Source organism: Variovorax restrictus (assembly GCF_051216715.1).
Lineage (GTDB): Bacteria > Pseudomonadota > Gammaproteobacteria > Burkholderiales > Burkholderiaceae_C > Variovorax.
This window is the reverse complement of record NZ_JBPJZH010000001.1, coordinates 2,063,461-2,078,243: the sequence shown is the minus strand read 5'-3', so window position 1 is coordinate 2,078,243 and position 14,783 is coordinate 2,063,461. Positions and strand designations below refer to the sequence as shown.

13 protein-coding genes are annotated in these 14,783 nt (G+C 68.2%); 5 read left to right on the top strand and 8 right to left on the bottom strand.

Features of this window, described 5'->3' with window-relative positions; genetic code table 11:
* Nucleotide 1 precedes the first annotated feature (1 nt).
* From ACSFA0_RS09830 to phbB, 3 genes are all read right to left on the bottom strand, one after another.
* Entirely contained in the window at nucleotides 2–1,693 is a 1,692-nt protein-coding gene (locus ACSFA0_RS09830; RefSeq protein WP_435450001.1) for a cation:proton antiporter domain-containing protein, read from the bottom strand.
* A 139-nt stretch (nucleotides 1,694–1,832) separates the two neighbouring features.
* Nucleotides 1,833–3,341 carry a DASS family sodium-coupled anion symporter gene (locus ACSFA0_RS09825; RefSeq protein WP_435450000.1) on the bottom strand — a complete coding sequence of 503 codons (1,509 nt, stop codon included), beginning with the start codon at nucleotides 3,339–3,341 and terminating at the stop codon, nucleotides 1,833–1,835.
* A gap of 170 nt (nucleotides 3,342–3,511) precedes the next feature.
* Complete coding sequence (phbB, locus tag ACSFA0_RS09820) at nucleotides 3,512–4,249, bottom strand: acetoacetyl-CoA reductase (protein WP_435449999.1); 738 nt, start codon at nucleotides 4,247–4,249, stop codon at nucleotides 3,512–3,514.
* 133 nt (nucleotides 4,250–4,382) lie between these two features.
* Here phbB and ACSFA0_RS09815 point away from each other — a divergent pair, with 133 nt between their 5' ends.
* The 5 genes from ACSFA0_RS09815 to ACSFA0_RS09795 are packed head-to-tail and all read left to right on the top strand — an operon-like array spanning nucleotide 4,383 to nucleotide 9,333.
* Nucleotides 4,383–5,402, top strand: coding sequence for an ABC transporter ATP-binding protein (locus ACSFA0_RS09815; RefSeq protein WP_435449998.1), 1,020 nt, complete (start codon nucleotides 4,383–4,385; stop codon nucleotides 5,400–5,402).
* Nucleotides 5,403–5,443: 41 nt separating this feature from the next.
* Nucleotides 5,444–6,733, top strand: coding sequence for an ABC transporter substrate-binding protein (locus tag ACSFA0_RS09810; protein ID WP_435449997.1), 1,290 nt, complete (start codon nucleotides 5,444–5,446; stop codon nucleotides 6,731–6,733).
* Nucleotides 6,734–6,749: 16 nt separating this feature from the next.
* Nucleotides 6,750–7,646, top strand: coding sequence for a carbohydrate ABC transporter permease (locus ACSFA0_RS09805; protein ID WP_435449996.1), 897 nt, complete (start codon nucleotides 6,750–6,752; stop codon nucleotides 7,644–7,646).
* Complete coding sequence (locus ACSFA0_RS09800) at nucleotides 7,643–8,479, top strand: carbohydrate ABC transporter permease (protein ID WP_435449995.1); 837 nt, start codon at nucleotides 7,643–7,645, stop codon at nucleotides 8,477–8,479. Before ACSFA0_RS09805 ends, ACSFA0_RS09800 begins: the two co-directional genes overlap by 4 nt.
* A complete protein-coding gene (locus tag ACSFA0_RS09795) occupies nucleotides 8,476–9,333 on the top strand; it encodes an endonuclease/exonuclease/phosphatase family protein (RefSeq protein WP_435449994.1) in 858 nt (285 codons plus the stop codon). The genes ACSFA0_RS09800 and ACSFA0_RS09795 overlap by 4 nt, the downstream gene beginning before the upstream one ends.
* Here the strand turns inward: ACSFA0_RS09795 and ACSFA0_RS09790 are convergent.
* From ACSFA0_RS09790 to ACSFA0_RS09770, 5 genes are all read right to left on the bottom strand, one after another.
* Nucleotides 9,330–10,310 carry a quinone oxidoreductase family protein gene (locus tag ACSFA0_RS09790; protein WP_435449993.1) on the bottom strand — a complete coding sequence of 327 codons (981 nt, stop codon included), beginning with the start codon at nucleotides 10,308–10,310 and terminating at the stop codon, nucleotides 9,330–9,332. The genes ACSFA0_RS09795 and ACSFA0_RS09790 overlap by 4 nt on opposite strands.
* A gap of 16 nt (nucleotides 10,311–10,326) precedes the next feature.
* Nucleotides 10,327–11,319: a tripartite tricarboxylate transporter substrate-binding protein gene (locus ACSFA0_RS09785; RefSeq protein ID WP_435449992.1), complete on the bottom strand. Its 993-nt coding sequence runs from the start codon at nucleotides 11,317–11,319 to the stop codon at nucleotides 10,327–10,329.
* A 61-nt stretch (nucleotides 11,320–11,380) separates the two neighbouring features.
* Nucleotides 11,381–12,244, bottom strand: a complete 864-nt coding sequence (locus ACSFA0_RS09780) for an HpcH/HpaI aldolase/citrate lyase family protein (protein WP_435449991.1) — start codon at nucleotides 12,242–12,244, stop codon at nucleotides 11,381–11,383.
* A complete protein-coding gene (locus tag ACSFA0_RS09775; protein ID WP_435449990.1) occupies nucleotides 12,241–13,596 on the bottom strand; it encodes an MmgE/PrpD family protein in 1,356 nt (451 codons plus the stop codon). The genes ACSFA0_RS09780 and ACSFA0_RS09775 overlap by 4 nt, the downstream gene beginning before the upstream one ends.
* Entirely contained in the window at nucleotides 13,596–14,777 is a 1,182-nt protein-coding gene (locus ACSFA0_RS09770) for a CaiB/BaiF CoA transferase family protein (protein WP_435449989.1), read from the bottom strand. The genes ACSFA0_RS09775 and ACSFA0_RS09770 overlap by 1 nt, the downstream gene beginning before the upstream one ends.
* Between the last annotated feature and the right edge of the window lie 6 nt (nucleotides 14,778–14,783).

Genomic DNA, 14,783 nt, shown 5'->3' with positions numbered 1-14,783 from the left:
CTCAGGCCGGCGTGGCGCGGCGCACCACATCGTGCGCCATGGCCTGCGCGAGTTCGTGCTCCCCCAGGAACACGGTGACCGCCGCCTCCTGCGTGAGCATGCGGGCCTCGTCTTCGTTGTGGCTGCGGATAACGGTTTCGATCGCCGGGTTGAGCGTGCGTGCGGTCTCGATCATCTGACGTACGTTCATCGCATCGGGCGTCGCGATCACGAGAACACGCGCTCGGGCGATGTGGGCCTGGATGAGCACCGACGGCTCCGACGCGTCACCCCACACGGCGGCCACGCCTTCGGCCCGCAATGTCTCGACCAGCTCGCGGTTCTGTTCGGCCACCACGAAGGGTATCTGGTGCGCGGTGAGTGCGGCGGCGATGCGACGGCCGACGCGCCCGTAGCCCACCAGCACCACCTGCCGCGACAGGTAGCGCGCCTCAGTCGTGGCAGGCAGCTCAGCCAGCGGCTCATCGCGCGCCTCGAGCCCGCGTGCGAACGACGAATGGGCATGCAACCACTTCTGCAGCGGTGCGATGAGGCTGAACCACAGCGGATTGGTCGCGATGGAGATGAGCGCACCGGCCAAGATCAGGCTCTGGCCCTCCGCGGGCAACAGCTTCAGCGACACGCCGAGGCCCACCAGGATGAAGGAGAACTCGCCGATCTGCGCCAGGCTGGCGCTCACCGTGAGCGCCGTGTTCAGCGGGTAGCGGAAGGCCAGCACCAGCAGGCAGGCGGCGATCGACTTGCCCACCACGATGACCATCACCACCGCCAGCACCTGCAGCGGCCGGTCGATCAGCACGGCAGGGTTGAAGAGCATGCCGACCGACACGAAGAACAGCACCGCGAAAGCGTCGCGCAACGGCAATGATTCCTCGGCCGCGCGCTGACTGAATTCGGATTCACGCATCACCATGCCGGCGAAGAACGCCCCCAGCGCGAACGACACACCGAACAGCGCCGCGGACGCGAAGGCGATGCTGACGGCCGCGGCCACCACGCACAGCGTGAAGAGCTCACGTGAGTTGGTGCGCGCGACCTGCCAGAGCATCCACGGGAAGGCACGTCGACCGACCACCAGCATCAACACCACGAAGCCGCCGACCTGCAGCAGCGTGACGCCCAGCGTGGTCCAGATCTCGCTGGCGTCGGCGCCATCGGCCGAGCCGCCCAGCGTGCTGGCCAGGGGTGGCAGCAGCACGAGTACCAGCACCATGGCCAGGTCCTCGACGACCAGCCAGCCGACGGCGATACGCCCGGTGTAGGAGTCGAGCAGGCCCAGGCTTTCCAGCGCGCGCAGCAGCACCACCGTGCTGGCCACCGACAGCGCCAGCCCGAACACCAACGCCGCGCCCAGCGACCAGTCCCACCAGAGCGCCAGCGAGCCGCCCATCAGCGTGGCCACGGCGATTTGCACCAGCGCACCCGGGACGGCGATCTTTCGCACGGCCAGCAGGTCGTCGAGCGAGAAATGCAGGCCGACGCCGAACATCAACAGCATCACGCCGATCTCCGCGAGCTGCGCGGCGATCTCGGCATCGGCCACGAAGCCGGGCGTGAATGGGCCGATGATCACGCCTGCGAGCAGGTAACCGACCAGCGCCGGCAGCCGCACGCGCACCGCCAGAAAGCCGAGCACCAGCGCGAGCCCGAGGCCGGCCGCGATGGTGTTGATCAGGGAAACGCTGTGGGGCATCCGGACGGGCGCTGGGTTGAAAGAGGTGCAACTCCGGGGGTCCTGGCGCCGAAGGCGGCGGCAAGAGGCTGCCACGACTTTAGCGTCCATCGCGACGGCGCCCACCGCGCCGTCGTAAAGCCCCGTCGCCCGGCTTCGCTCACCAGAAGCCCAGCACCTTCCACCAGGTCGTGCCGACGACGGCGAAGACGAGCAGCTCGACCACGCACATCACGAACCCCACGCGCCACCACAGGCCCATCGTGACATAGCCGCTGCCGAAGATGATCGGCGACGTGCCGGTGGCGTAGTGCGTCAGGGTCATCATGATGGAGGAGCCGGCCGTCATCATGAGCATGAAGGGCACGACGTAGGCGGCCGGGATCAGCTGCGCACCGACCGCGAGGAACGCGAGCATCATCGCGCTGATGTGCGCCGTGGTGCTGGCGAACAGGTAGTGCGAGAACACGAACATCAGCACCAGGATCACGGCGATCGGCGGCCAGCCCATGCCGCTGGTGACGATGGCGGCCTTCATGCCTTCGGAGAACCAGGCGATCACGCCGACCTTGTTCAGCTGCTCGGCCAGCATCACCAGCGCGCCGAACCAGATCAGGGTGTCCCACGCGCTCTTTTCGGACAGCACGTCGTCCCAGTCGATGGTCCCCGTGATGATCAGCACGAACAGGCCGACGAAGGCGACCACCGTGGGGTCGAGCGTGAAGGCGGGGCCGAACAGCATCGCGGGGACGTTCGCCCACAGCACCAGCAGCAGGCCGAAGGTACCCAGCATGACTTTCTCGCTGGGCGTGAGCGGCCCCATCGTCGTGAGCTCGGCGCGCGCGTAGTCCACGGCGTCCGGCGTGGCCTTCAGCGCCGGCGGCGACAGCAGGTAGATCACCAGCGGCATCACGAGCAGGCAGACCAGGCCGGGCAGCAGCATGCACAGCGCCCAGGTCGTCCACGACAGGTGAAAGCTCTGGTTCGTGGCCCGGGCGACGTAGTCCACCACCAGCGGGTTGGGCGCCGTCGCCGTGAGGAACATGGCCGAGGTGATCGGGTTGGCGTGGTAGTTGACCAGCGCCAGGTAGGTGCCCACCTTGCCCTGCGTGCCCTTGGCCGGGTCCGAGTCGAAGGCGGTGGCGATGGACTTCATGATCGGGTGCACGATGCCGCCGCCGCGCGCCGTATTGCTCGGCGTGAAGGGCGCCAGGATCAGCTCGCAGAGGGTCAGGCCGTAGCCGATACCGATCGTGCGCTTGCCCAGCAGCGCGATGAAGATCAAACCGATGCGGTTGCCCAGGCCGGTCTTTTTCAGCCCGCGCGAGATCAGGATGGCGACCACGATCAGCCAGATCAGCGGGCTGGAAAAGCTGCCCAGCGCATCGGTGATCGCTCCCTTGGAGGAATTCGAGGTGACCTGCGTCAGCGAGACGATCACGATGGCCATCATCGCCATGACGCTGATCGGCATGACCTTGAGGATGATCGCCACGATGGTGGTCAGGAAGATCGCCACCAGCCGCCAGGCATCGGGCGTGAGGCCCTCGGGGCGCGGGATCAGCAGCAGGGTCAGCAGGACAGCCGTGGCGATCAGCGCAGGCACCAGTTTGAAGGGCACGGCTTCGTTGAAATAGCGCAGGGCCGCCTTGAGACGGGTGTAGATCATTCGGTTCTTTCGGGAGTGCCGCCGGGCAAGCCACGTGCGGCGCTCCGTGTCGCCAGCGAATGGGGCAATCTAGGCGCGATCGCGCGCCGACGGTTGACCGTCGTCAAGTCCCGTCCTTCGCCCAAAAGAAAACCCGCCGAAGCGGGTTGCCGAGCGGCGTGCGAGCGCGCTCAGTGCATGTGCAGGCCGCCGTTGACCGAGAAGTCGGCACCGGTCGAATAACCACCTTCGTCGGTGGCCAGCCAGGAGATGATCGAGGCGATTTCGCTCGGCTTGCCCAGGCGCTTGACCGGGATGGTGGCGATGATCTTGTCCAGCACTTCCTGGCGGATCGCGTTGACCATGTCGGTGCCGATGTAACCCGGGCTCACGGTGTTGACCGTCACGCCCTTGTTGGCCATTTCCTGCGCCAGCGCCATGGTGAAGCCGTGCATGCCCGCCTTGGCAGCGGAGTAGTTGGTCTGGCCGGCCTGGCCCTTGGCGCCGTTGACCGAGCTGATGTTGATGATGCGGCCCCAGCCCTTTTCCACCATGTCGGCCACCACCTGCTTGGTGACATTGAACATGCTGTTGAGATTGGTCTCGATCACCGCGCTCCAGTCTTCGGGCGTCATCTTGAGGAACATGCGGTCGCGCGTGATGCCGGCGTTGTTGACCAGCACGTCAATGCTGCCGTGCTCGGACTTGGCCTTGCTGAAGGCGTCGACCGTGGAATTCCAGTCGCCGACATTGCCGACGGAGGCGTGGAACTCGTACCCCTGCGCCTTCTGTTCGGCCAGCCACTTGCCGAAGTCCCGCGTCGGGCCGCAACCGGCGATGACCGTGAAGCCATCCTTGTGGAGACGTTGGCAGATGGCGGTTCCGATTCCTCCCATGCCACCGGTGACGTAGGCGACTTTCTTGCTCATGAGTGTTCCTTGGATTGGTACGAGGCCTGGACAGGCCGAATCACTGTAGCGAAGTTTCTCACGGCCTCCGGCCCAGGAAAACACTGACCCCGATGAGCAACACAACTGTCACATCTCGTTCCTACACTGCGGCATGTCTTCGATTGCCCTGAACGGGGTCGCCAAATCATGGGGCGACAGCACTGCCCTGCACGCCGTTAACCTCCAGATCGCTTCCGGGTCCTTTTGCGTGCTTCTCGGGCCTTCGGGCTGCGGAAAATCCACCACGCTGCGCATCATCGCGGGACTGGAGACCGCCACGCAAGGCCAGGTGCAGATCGATGACCGAGACGTGACAGACCTGCCACCGGCGCAGCGCGGGATCGCGATGGTGTTCCAGAACTATGCCCTGTTCCCGCACCTGAGCGTGGCCAACAACATCACGTTCGGCCTGTCGGTCCGCAAGGTGCCGGCCGCCGAAAGCGCCGAGCGGCTGCGCAACGCCGCCGCCCTGCTCGGCCTCACCGCCCTGCTCGACCGCAAACCCGGCCAGCTTTCCGGCGGCCAGCAGCAGCGCGTCGCACTTGGGCGCGCGCTGGTGGCACAGGCCAAGGTCTGCCTGATGGACGAGCCGCTGTCCAACCTCGACGCCCAGTTGCGCCAGGACATGCGCCGTGAACTGCGCGAGCTGCAGCAGAAGCTCGGTCTCACCGTCGTCTACGTCACGCACGACCAGACCGAGGCGATGAGCATGGCCGACCAGGTCGTTCTGCTGAACCAGGGGCGCGTCGAGCAGGCCGGCACGCCGCGCGCGCTGTATGCGCGACCAGCCACCACCTTCGCGGCGCGCTTTATCGGCACGCCGCCGATGAACCTGGTCGCACTCGACGCCGACGGCCGCATCGCGGGCAGCGAGGTCGCGTCCGGCGTGCAGGCCACGCAACTGGGCGTGCGCCCCGAAGCCATCACGCTCGCCGCCGACGGCATCCCCGCCGTGGTGCAGAGCGTCGAATACCTGGGCGCCGACCTGGTGCTGCGCTGCGCCGTGGGCAGCGAGGTGCTGCTGGTGCGCGCTGCCGGCGGGCACGTCGCCACGCCGGGCGAGCGCGTGCACCTGCGCTGGGCGCCCGACGAGGCCCACGGCTTCGACGCTGGTGGCCGGCGCATTCAGTGATCCAAGAACACCCATTTTTCATCCGAGGAGAGAGTTCCACCATGCGACGCAACACCTTCGTCCAGACGCTGGCCGCCACCGCCCTGCTCACCGGCCTTGCCGGTTTTGCGCAGGCGCAGGCGCCGGTCGACTTGCAGTTCTATTACCCGGTCGCCGTGGGCGGCCCGATCGCCAAGACCATCGACGGCTTCGCCGAGGGCTTCATGAAGGAGAACCCCGGCATCAAGGTCACGCCGATCTACGCCGGCACCTACCAGGAGACCATCGTCAAGGCGCTCACCGCGCACAAGTCGGGCACGCCGCCGGTCACCTCGGTGCTGCTGTCGACCGACATGTTCACGTTGATCGACGAAGACGCCATCGTGCCCTTCGACGACTTCGCCAGAACGCCGGAAGACAAGGCGTGGATGGCCAGTTTCTACAAGGCCTTCATGGCCAACAGCCAGACCGGCGGCAAGACCTGGGGCATTCCGTTCCAGCGCTCGACAGTCGTCATGTACTGGAACAAGGAGCTTTTCAAGGAAGCCGGCCTCGACCCGAACAAGGCGCCGACCACCTGGGCCGAACTGAAGGACGCCGCCACCAAGCTGACCAAGAAGGACGCGAGCGGCAAGACCACGCAGTACGGCGTGCAGATCCCGTCAAGCGGCTTCCCGTACTGGCTGTTCCAGACGCTGACCACGCCCAACGACGCGATCCTCGCCAACGCGACCGGCACGCAAGTGAAGTTCGACGACCCGAAGGTCATCGAGGCACTGCAGTTCTGGGTCGACCTGGGCAAGGCCGGCATCCACCCACCGGGCGTCGTCGAATGGGGCACCACCCCGAAGGACTTCTTCGAGAAGAAGGCCGCGATCATCTACACGACCACCGGCAACCTGACCAACATCAAGACGAACGCCAAGTTCGACTTCGGCGTCGGCATGATCCCCGGCAACAAGCGCAAGGGCTCGCCGACCGGCGGTGGCAACTTCTACATCTTCAAGAAGTCGACGCCGGCCCAGCAGGAAGCCGCCTTCAAGTTCGCCAAGTGGGTGACACAGCCCGAACGCGCGGCGCAGTGGAGCATGGAGACCGGCTACGTCGCCGTCTCGCAGGCCGCCTACGACACGCCGACGCTCAAGAAATACGGCCAGGACTTCCCCGCCGCCCTCGTGGCGCGTGACCAGCTGCCGGTGTCGGTCGCCGAGTTCTCCACGCACGACAACCAGCGCGTGACCAAGGCGCTGAACGACGGCCTGCAGGCCGCGTTGACCGGCACCAAGACGCCAGCCCAGGCGATGCAGGACGCGCAGAAGGAAGCCGACCGCATTCTCCGTAGCTACAAGTAAGCGGGTCGGCTCGAGCATGCGCGGCAGTCCTTCGCACCATCGCCAGAGCCATCCTGCCGGCCAGGCGTGGCTGCTGCTCATGCCCGCGATGCTCGTGCTGCTGGCCTTCACCCACTGGCCAGTCATCGGCACGCTGTGGCACAGCTTCCAGTCGACGCCCAAGGGCGGACGGCCGGCGGTCTGGGTGGGCATAGAGAACTACCAGGTCATGCTCGACGACCCGGTCTTCTGGAAGGCACTGACGAACAACCTGTGGTTCGCCGGTGCCACCATCCCGCTGTCGATCGGCCTGGCGCTCGTGATGGCGCTGTGGGTCAACGAACGCATCGCCGGGCGCACCTTCCTGCGCATGGCGTACTTCACGCCGACGGTGCTGCCAATGATCGCGGTGGCCAACATCTGGCTCTTCTTCTACACGCCGCAGTACGGCCTGCTCGAGCAGGTCGGCGGGGCGCTCGGCTTCGGCTCGCACAACTGGCTGGGCAGCCCGAGCACCGCGCTCGGCGCGGTCACGCTGGTGGCGGTGTGGAAGGAAGCCGGCTTCTTCATGATCTTCTACCTGGCCGCGCTGCAGTCGCTCAACCCGAGCCTGCGCGAGGCTGCCGCCATCGAGGGCGCGTCGCGCTGGTACTTCTTCCGGCGCGTGCAGTGGCCGTTGTTGATGCCGACCACGCTCTTCGTACTGATCAACTGCGTGATCAACGCCTTCCGCATGGTCGACCATCTCTTCGTGCTGACGCGCGGCGGGCCCGACAACGCGTCGACCCTGTTGCTCTACCACCTGTACGAGGTCGGCTTCAGCTTCTGGGACACCGGCTACGCGTCGGCACTCACCATGGTCATCATCGTCGTGCTGGTCGGGGCGACGCTGCTGCAGTTCTTCGTGCTGGACCGCCGGGTGCACTACCGATGATCCGCGCGCCGTCTCAACGTCTGGCCTACAACGAGCCGACGAAACTCGACACGCTGGCCGCGTGGCTGCTCGCGCTGCTGTGGGTGCTGCCGCTCATCTACACCGTGTGGACCGCTTTTCACGCGCCCGAGTACGCAGCGCGCTTCACCTGGAACGCGCCGCTCACGCTCGACAACTTCGCCCGCGCGTGGGAAGCCGCGCCGTTCGCGCGCTACTTCCTCAACACCACGCTGCTGGTCGTGATGATCCTGGCCGCGCAACTGGTGCTCAGCACGCTGGCCGCCTACGCCTTCGCGCGCTACGAATTCCGCGGTCGCGACATCGCCTTTTCGCTGGTGCTGGTGCAGCTCACGGTGATGCCCGACCTCCTGCTGGTCGAGAACTACCGCACCATGGCGAACCTCGGCCTGGTCGACAGCCTGTTCGCCATCGGCCTGCCCTACTTCGCGTCGGCGCTCGCCATCTTCCTGTTGCGCCAGACCTTCCTCGGCATCCCGAAGGAGCTCGACGAAGCCGCGCGCATGGAAGGCGCCAGCGCCCTGCAGACGCTGTGGCGCGTGTACGTGCCGCTGGCCCGGCCGATCTACGTCGCCTTCGGCCTGGTGTCGGTGAGCTATCACTGGAACAACTTCCTCTGGCCGCTGATCGTGACCAACAGCGTGCACGCGCGACCGCTCACCGTCGGGCTGCAGGTGTTCTCGTCGGTCGACCAGGGCATCGACTGGTCGATCATCACCGCGGCCACGCTGATGACCTCGGCACCGCTGCTGATCGCCTTCCTGCTGTTCCAGCGGCAGTTCGTCCAGAGCTTCATGCGCGCAGGGATCAAATGAAACTCGTGACCTGGAACACCCAGTGGTGCCGCGGCCTCGACGGCACCGTGAGCGTGCAGCGCATCGTCGACGGTGCGCGCGCCCTGGCCGACTTCGACGTGCTGTGCCTGCAGGAGATCGCGCAGGGCTACGCCGACATGCCGGGCAACCCCGGCGACCAGCCGGCCGAGCTGAAGGCGCTGCTGCCCGGCTACCAGCTCTTCTTCGGCGCCGCCGTCGACGAGTTCGACGCCGACGGTCGCCGCATGCGCTTCGGCAACCTGATCGCCACGCGGCTGCCGGTGACGCAGGTGCAGCACCACGCGCTGCCCTGGCCGGCCGATGGCGGCGTGCGCAGCATGCCGCGCATGTGCACGGTGGTGACAGTGCAGAGCCCGGCGCTCGGCGCGGTGCGGGTGATGACCACGCACCTCGAGTACTACGCCAAGACCCAGCGCATGGCCCAGGCCCGCGCGCTGCGCGAACTGCACATCGAGGCCTGCGGGCACGCGGCCGCACCGCCGCTCGACGACGACAGCCGCTCACCCTTCCAGACCAAGGTGCACACGCCCCACGCGATCCTGTGCGGCGACTTCAACCTGGGGCCGACCGAGCCCGAGTACGGCGCGATCCAGCAACCCTTCGTCACCGACCGCGCGAGCCACCTGCTCGACGCCTGGCGCGCCCGCCACGGTGACACGCCGCACGCGCCCACCTTTCGCCTGTTCGACCGCACCTACGGCCCGGAGCCGGTGGCGTGCGACTTCGTCTTCGTGAGCGATGGCCTGGCGTCGCAGGTGCGCCGCGTCGAGGTCGACCTGCAGACGCAGGCGTCGGACCACCAACCCGTGGTGGTGGCGTTCGGTCGCGACTAGGGCAGCAGCACGATGGCGCCCGTCGTGGCACGCCCTTCGGCCGCGCGGTGGGCATCCGCCACCTGCGCAAGCGCAAAGCGGGCACCGATCGTCGCGCGGATAGCGCCTTGCGCCATCGCCTCGAACACGTCCGCCGCGTTCGCGCGAAAAGTCGCCGGGTCCGCGTTGTGCGGAAAGACGGAAGGCCGCGTGAGGAACAGACAGCCCTTCTTGTTCAGCAGCTCCGGCTGAATCTCCGGTGCAGGCCCCGACGCCGCACCGAACAACACGACCAGCCCGAAGGGCGCGGTGCAGTCCAGCGAGCCGAGGAAGGTGTGCCGGGCGACCGAGTCGTACACCACGCGGGCCTTGCGTCCCCCGGTCGCCTCGATCACCTGCGCCACCCAGTCGGGTTGCGAATAGTCGACCGCCACGTCGCACCCCGCGGCGCGCGCCACCTCGCATTTGGCGGCCGAGCCGGCGGTGCCGATCACCGTCGCGCCCAGCGCCTTGGCCCAGCTGCTCAGGATCTGGCCCACACCACCGGCCGCTGCATGCACGACGACGATGTCGCCGGGCTGCACCGCGTGCGTCTTCTTCACCAGGTACTGCGCCGTCATCGCCTTGAAGAACACCGCGGCGGCGTCTTCGTCGGAGATGCCGTCCGGGATCTTCACCAACTTCGTGGCCGGCACGTTGCGCCGGTCGGCATAGGCGCCGATGCCGGCGTTCATGGCGACGACGTGGTCGCCGATCGCCAGCTCGGTCACGCCCTCGCCCAGCGCCTCCACCACGCCCGCGGCCTCGTGGCCCAGGCCGGTGGGCGCGGGCAGCGGCACCTTGCCGCTGCGCTGCGCGATGTCGAGGTAGTTGAAGCCGACGGCGGTCTGGCGCAACTGCACCTCGCCGGCCGCGGGTGCGGGCAGTTCGATCGTTTCGAGACGCATGACGTCGGGGCCGCCGAACTCGGCGAGGCGGATGGCGTGGGCAAGGGTCATGCGATCGAATATAGGCTCACTCCGCCTGCACGCCCGAGGCCTTGATGACCTTGCCCCACTTGGCGGTCTCTGCCGTCAGCAGCGTACGCAGCGATTCCGGCGTGACCTTGTCCATCGGCACGATCTCCGAGCTGAGTTCGGCGATGCGCGCCTTCACCGCGTCGTCCTGCAGCGCGGCACGCAGCGCGACGTTGAGCTTCGCGGTGACATCGGGGGGCGTGCCCTTGGGCGCATAGACGCCATGCCACACCTTCACGTCGAAGCCCTTCAGCCCCTGTTCGTCGAGCGTCGGAATGGTCGGCATCGACGCCAGCCGCTGGGGCGTGGTCACGCCGAACACCTTGACCCGCGTGCCGTCCTTGATGACCGGCGCGGTCTGCGTGGTCTGGTCGCACAGCAAGTCGACCTGCCCGCCCATCAGGTCGTTGAGAGCCGGGCCGGCGCCCTTGTACGGCACGGTCGTGAGGTCGACGCCGATCTGGTTCGCGAACAGCAGCCCGCACAGCTGCGACACCGCGCCGATGCCCGCATTGGCCAGCGACACCTTGTCCTTGTTGGCCTTCACGTAACTCAGCAGTTCCTGGAAGTTGTTCGCCGGAAAGTCCTTGCGCGACAGCAGCGTCATCGGCACGTCGAGCACCTGGCCGATGTACTCGAAGTCCTTCAGCGGGTCGAAGGACAGCTTCTTGTAGAGGGCCGGCGCGGTCGCCATGCCCATGTGGTGGATCAGGATGGTGTAGCCGTTGGGCGCCGCGCGCGCGACCCGTGCCGGCGCGATGGTGCCGCCCGCACCGACCGTGTTCTCGACGACCACGGTCTGGCCGAGCGATTTGCCCATGGGGATGGCGAGCATGCGTGCCACCACGTCGGTCGGGCCGCCGGCCGAATACGGCACCACCAGGATGACGGGCTTGTCGGGAAAGGCGGCCTGGGCCAGGACGGGTGCGTGCAGTGGCAGCAGGGCCGCGCCGAATGCGATGCCCAGCCATGTCTTGATCTTCGATGTCATGTTGTCTCCGGATGGTTTTGGTGAGGGAAAGGACAAACTCAGGTGATCGGTGCGTTGTCGTTCAGCCGGTGCGAACCTCCTGCGCCAGCAGGCGTTCGGCGAGCTTGACGACCGGCCCGTCGACCATGCGGCCGTCGACATTGACGACACCGCCGCCGGCCGCACAAACGGCATCGCGCACGCGGCGTGCCCAGGCCAGTTCGTCGGCGCCCGGCGTGAAGGCGGCGGCCACGCCGGCGACCTGATCGGGGTGGATGCACAGCTTGGCGCCGAAGCCGCCGCGGCGCGCACGCGAGGCCTCGGCCGTGAGCCGTGCGGTGTCGCGCCAGTCGGCCGTGACGCCATCGACCGGCGGCGCCAGCCCGGCACGGCGCGATGCCAGCACCAGTGCGAGCCGCACCGGCACCAGCTCGGCTTCGTCGGGCCCGCAGGCCATGCCGGCATCGGCCTGGAAATCGAGATGGCCGAACACCAGTCGCAGCACCTGCGGCGACGCGGCCAGGGCATCGACGGCATCGAGCCCCGCCACCGATTCGATCAGCGGCAGCAGCGCGGTGGCCGGCCCGACGGCCTGGGCCAGCGCCGTGAGGTCGGTGGCGCGCTCCGCCTTGGGCAGCACCACGCCGACGAGCAGGCGCTGCGCAGCGAGCCGTGCGACCAGCGCGCAATCGTCCGCGTGCCACGGCGTGTCGGATGCGTTCACGCGCACCAGCAGGCGGCCGTGCGCGTCGCTCGGCAACGTGGCGAAGCCCTCCGCGATCTGCGTGCGGGCCGTGTCCTTGCGATCCGGCGCCACCGCGTCTTCGAGGTCGACGATCACGGCGCACGCGCCGCTCGCCAGCGCGCGCGTGTAGCGCTCCGGCCGGTCGCCCGGCACGAAGAGGAAGGCGCGGGCCAGGGCCAGCGGCGAGGTTGCGCTGCTCATGCTTTCGCACCCAGCAGCGGCCCGACCTTCGCCGAATCGGCCACGCGCCACAGCACCCCGATGGCGTCGCGCATCTCTGGCTCGCTCGCGCCACCGCTGAAGGCCGCGAGGCGCAGTGCCTTGGCGGTGATCTCGTCGCGGCTGAGCGTGTTGCCCGGGTCGCCCTTCGGCTCGTCCACGCGGCCTTCGAGCACGCGGCCGTCGCGCGTGCGCACCGTCACCTTGCCGATCCAGCGGCGCGGGTAGGCGGCATCGACCTCGGTGTCGAGCGCCATGCGCACCCGGTCGCGGAAGGCGCGGGTCGCGTCGTCGCGAAAGTGCGTGTCGAACTCGGCGAGCCCGGCCTGGCCGAAGCGCGCGACCAGGGCCAGCACCGTGCCCATCGAGAACTTCGACTGGTGCACCGTCGCCGGGTCGACCACCGGCCCCAGCACGTCGATCGCGCCCTGGTGCACATGCGTCTGCACATCGGCGATGTCGTCGGCGCGCAGGTCGTGCGCCTGCATCACCGCCAGCAAGGCATCGGCGGCCGGGTGCGTGTGGCGGCACGAGGCGTGGTACTTGAACGAGGTCTCGGCCAGCGCCCAGCGGGTGCCCAGGCCGTCGAGCAAGCGCGACGCATCGGCATCGTTCGACATGCCCGCCGCCATGCCTTGCGGCCCTTCGAGGATCTGCTGCGCGCCGGTGAAGCCGTCGCGCGCCAGGCTCGCGGCCATCAGGCCGGCCGCGGCGGCATGTGCGGTGTGTAGCTGCTTCGAATCGGCGGCGGTGCGCAGGAACTCCCACAGGCCCGCGGCCTGCGTGCCGGCCGAGCCGAAGGCGTGCTGCATGCGCGCCGCGTCGAGCCCCAGCAGGTGGCCTGCGGTGGCCGCTGCGGCCAGCGTGCCGGCGGTGCCCGTGGTGTGGAAGACCTTGTAGTGCGAACGCCCGAGGAACTCGCCCACGCGGATGCCGACCTCGTAGCCGGCCACCGCGGCAGTCAGCAGTTGCCGGCCGCTCGCGCCCAGCGCCTGTGCCCAGGCGAGCGCCACCGGGAACACCACCGTGGCCGGGTGGAACACCGAGCCGTTGTGCACGTCGTCCTGCTCGGCCACGTGCGAGGCGGCGGCGTTCACCATCGCTGCGAAGTACGGGCTGCTGCGGCCGCGGCCAACCAGCACCTCGCTTGCACCCTCGGCCGGGCCCATGGCGCGCGCGAAGGCAGCGATGGTTTCGACGGGGCGTGCGCCATGGCCAGCGACGGCCGAGCCGAACCAGTCGACCAGCAGGTCTTCGGCCCTGCGCACGACGGGCGTGGGGATGTCGTCGAAGCGAAGTTCGGCGGCGAATCGGGCGAGCGATGCGGTCGTCATCAGATCGCCTCCGCCGCGCGCAATGTCGCGATGTCGGCCGCACTGCGGCCCAGCGACTGCAGGATCGCCTCGGTGTGCTCGCCCACTGCCGGGATCGGGTCCATGCGGTAGTCGAAGGCGCTCTGCCGGCCCGGTGGCAGCAGCGCCGGGATGGCGCCCGCCGGCGAGCCCACGTCGCGCCAGCGCTCGCGCGCCTGCAGCTGCGGGTGCGCCCACAGGCCGGCCATGTCGTTCATGCGGGCGTTGGCGATCTGCGCGGCGTCCAGGCGCTCCAGCACCTGCGCGCTGCTCATGGTCGAGAAGGTCTCGAGGATGATGGCCTTGAGCGCATCACGGTGTTCGTTGCGCTTCGCGTTGGCGTCGAAGCGCGGGTCGCTCGCCAGCGCCGGCTGCAGCAACACCTTCTCGCAGAACACGCGCCACTCGCGTTCGTTCTGCAGGCCGAGCATCACGGTGCCGCCGTCGCCCGCCACGAAGGGGCCGTAGGGGTAGATGGTCGCGTGCGATGCGGCGCTGCGCGGCGGCGGCGTCGCACCCTGGTAGGCGTAGTACATCGGAAAGCCCATCCACTCGGCGAGCGACTCCAGCATCGACACATCGATGTGCGAGCCTTGGCCTGTCTTGCCCCGCTGCAGCAGCGCGGCCATCACGCCGGTGTACGCGTACATACCGGCGGCGATGTCGGCGATTGAGTTGCCCGACTTGCAGGGCTCGTCGGGCGTGCCGGTGACCGAGAGGAAACCGGCCTCGCTCTGGATCAGCAGGTCGTAGGCCTTCTTGTCCCGGTACGGCCCGTCGCCGCCGTAGCCCGAGATGTCGCAGACGATGAGCGACGGATGCTTCGCCTGCAGCGTCTCGTAGCCCAGGCCCATGCGCGCCGCGGCGCCCGGTGCAAGGTTCTGCACCAGCACGTCGGCACCGGCGATCAGCTCCTGCAGCACGGCCAGTGCGGCCGGCTGCTTGAGGTCGAGCGTGAGGCTCTCCTTCGAGCGGTTGACCCAGACGAAGTGCGAGGCCTCGCCGTCCACACGCTGGTCGTAGGCGCGCGCGAAGTCGCCGACGCCGGGGCGCTCGACCTTGATGACGCGTGCGCCCAGGTCGGCGAGCTGGCGGGTGCAGAACGGCGCCGCGATGGCGTGTTCGAGCGAGATGACGGTGATGCCGTCCAGAGGTCGTGTCATGGTGTG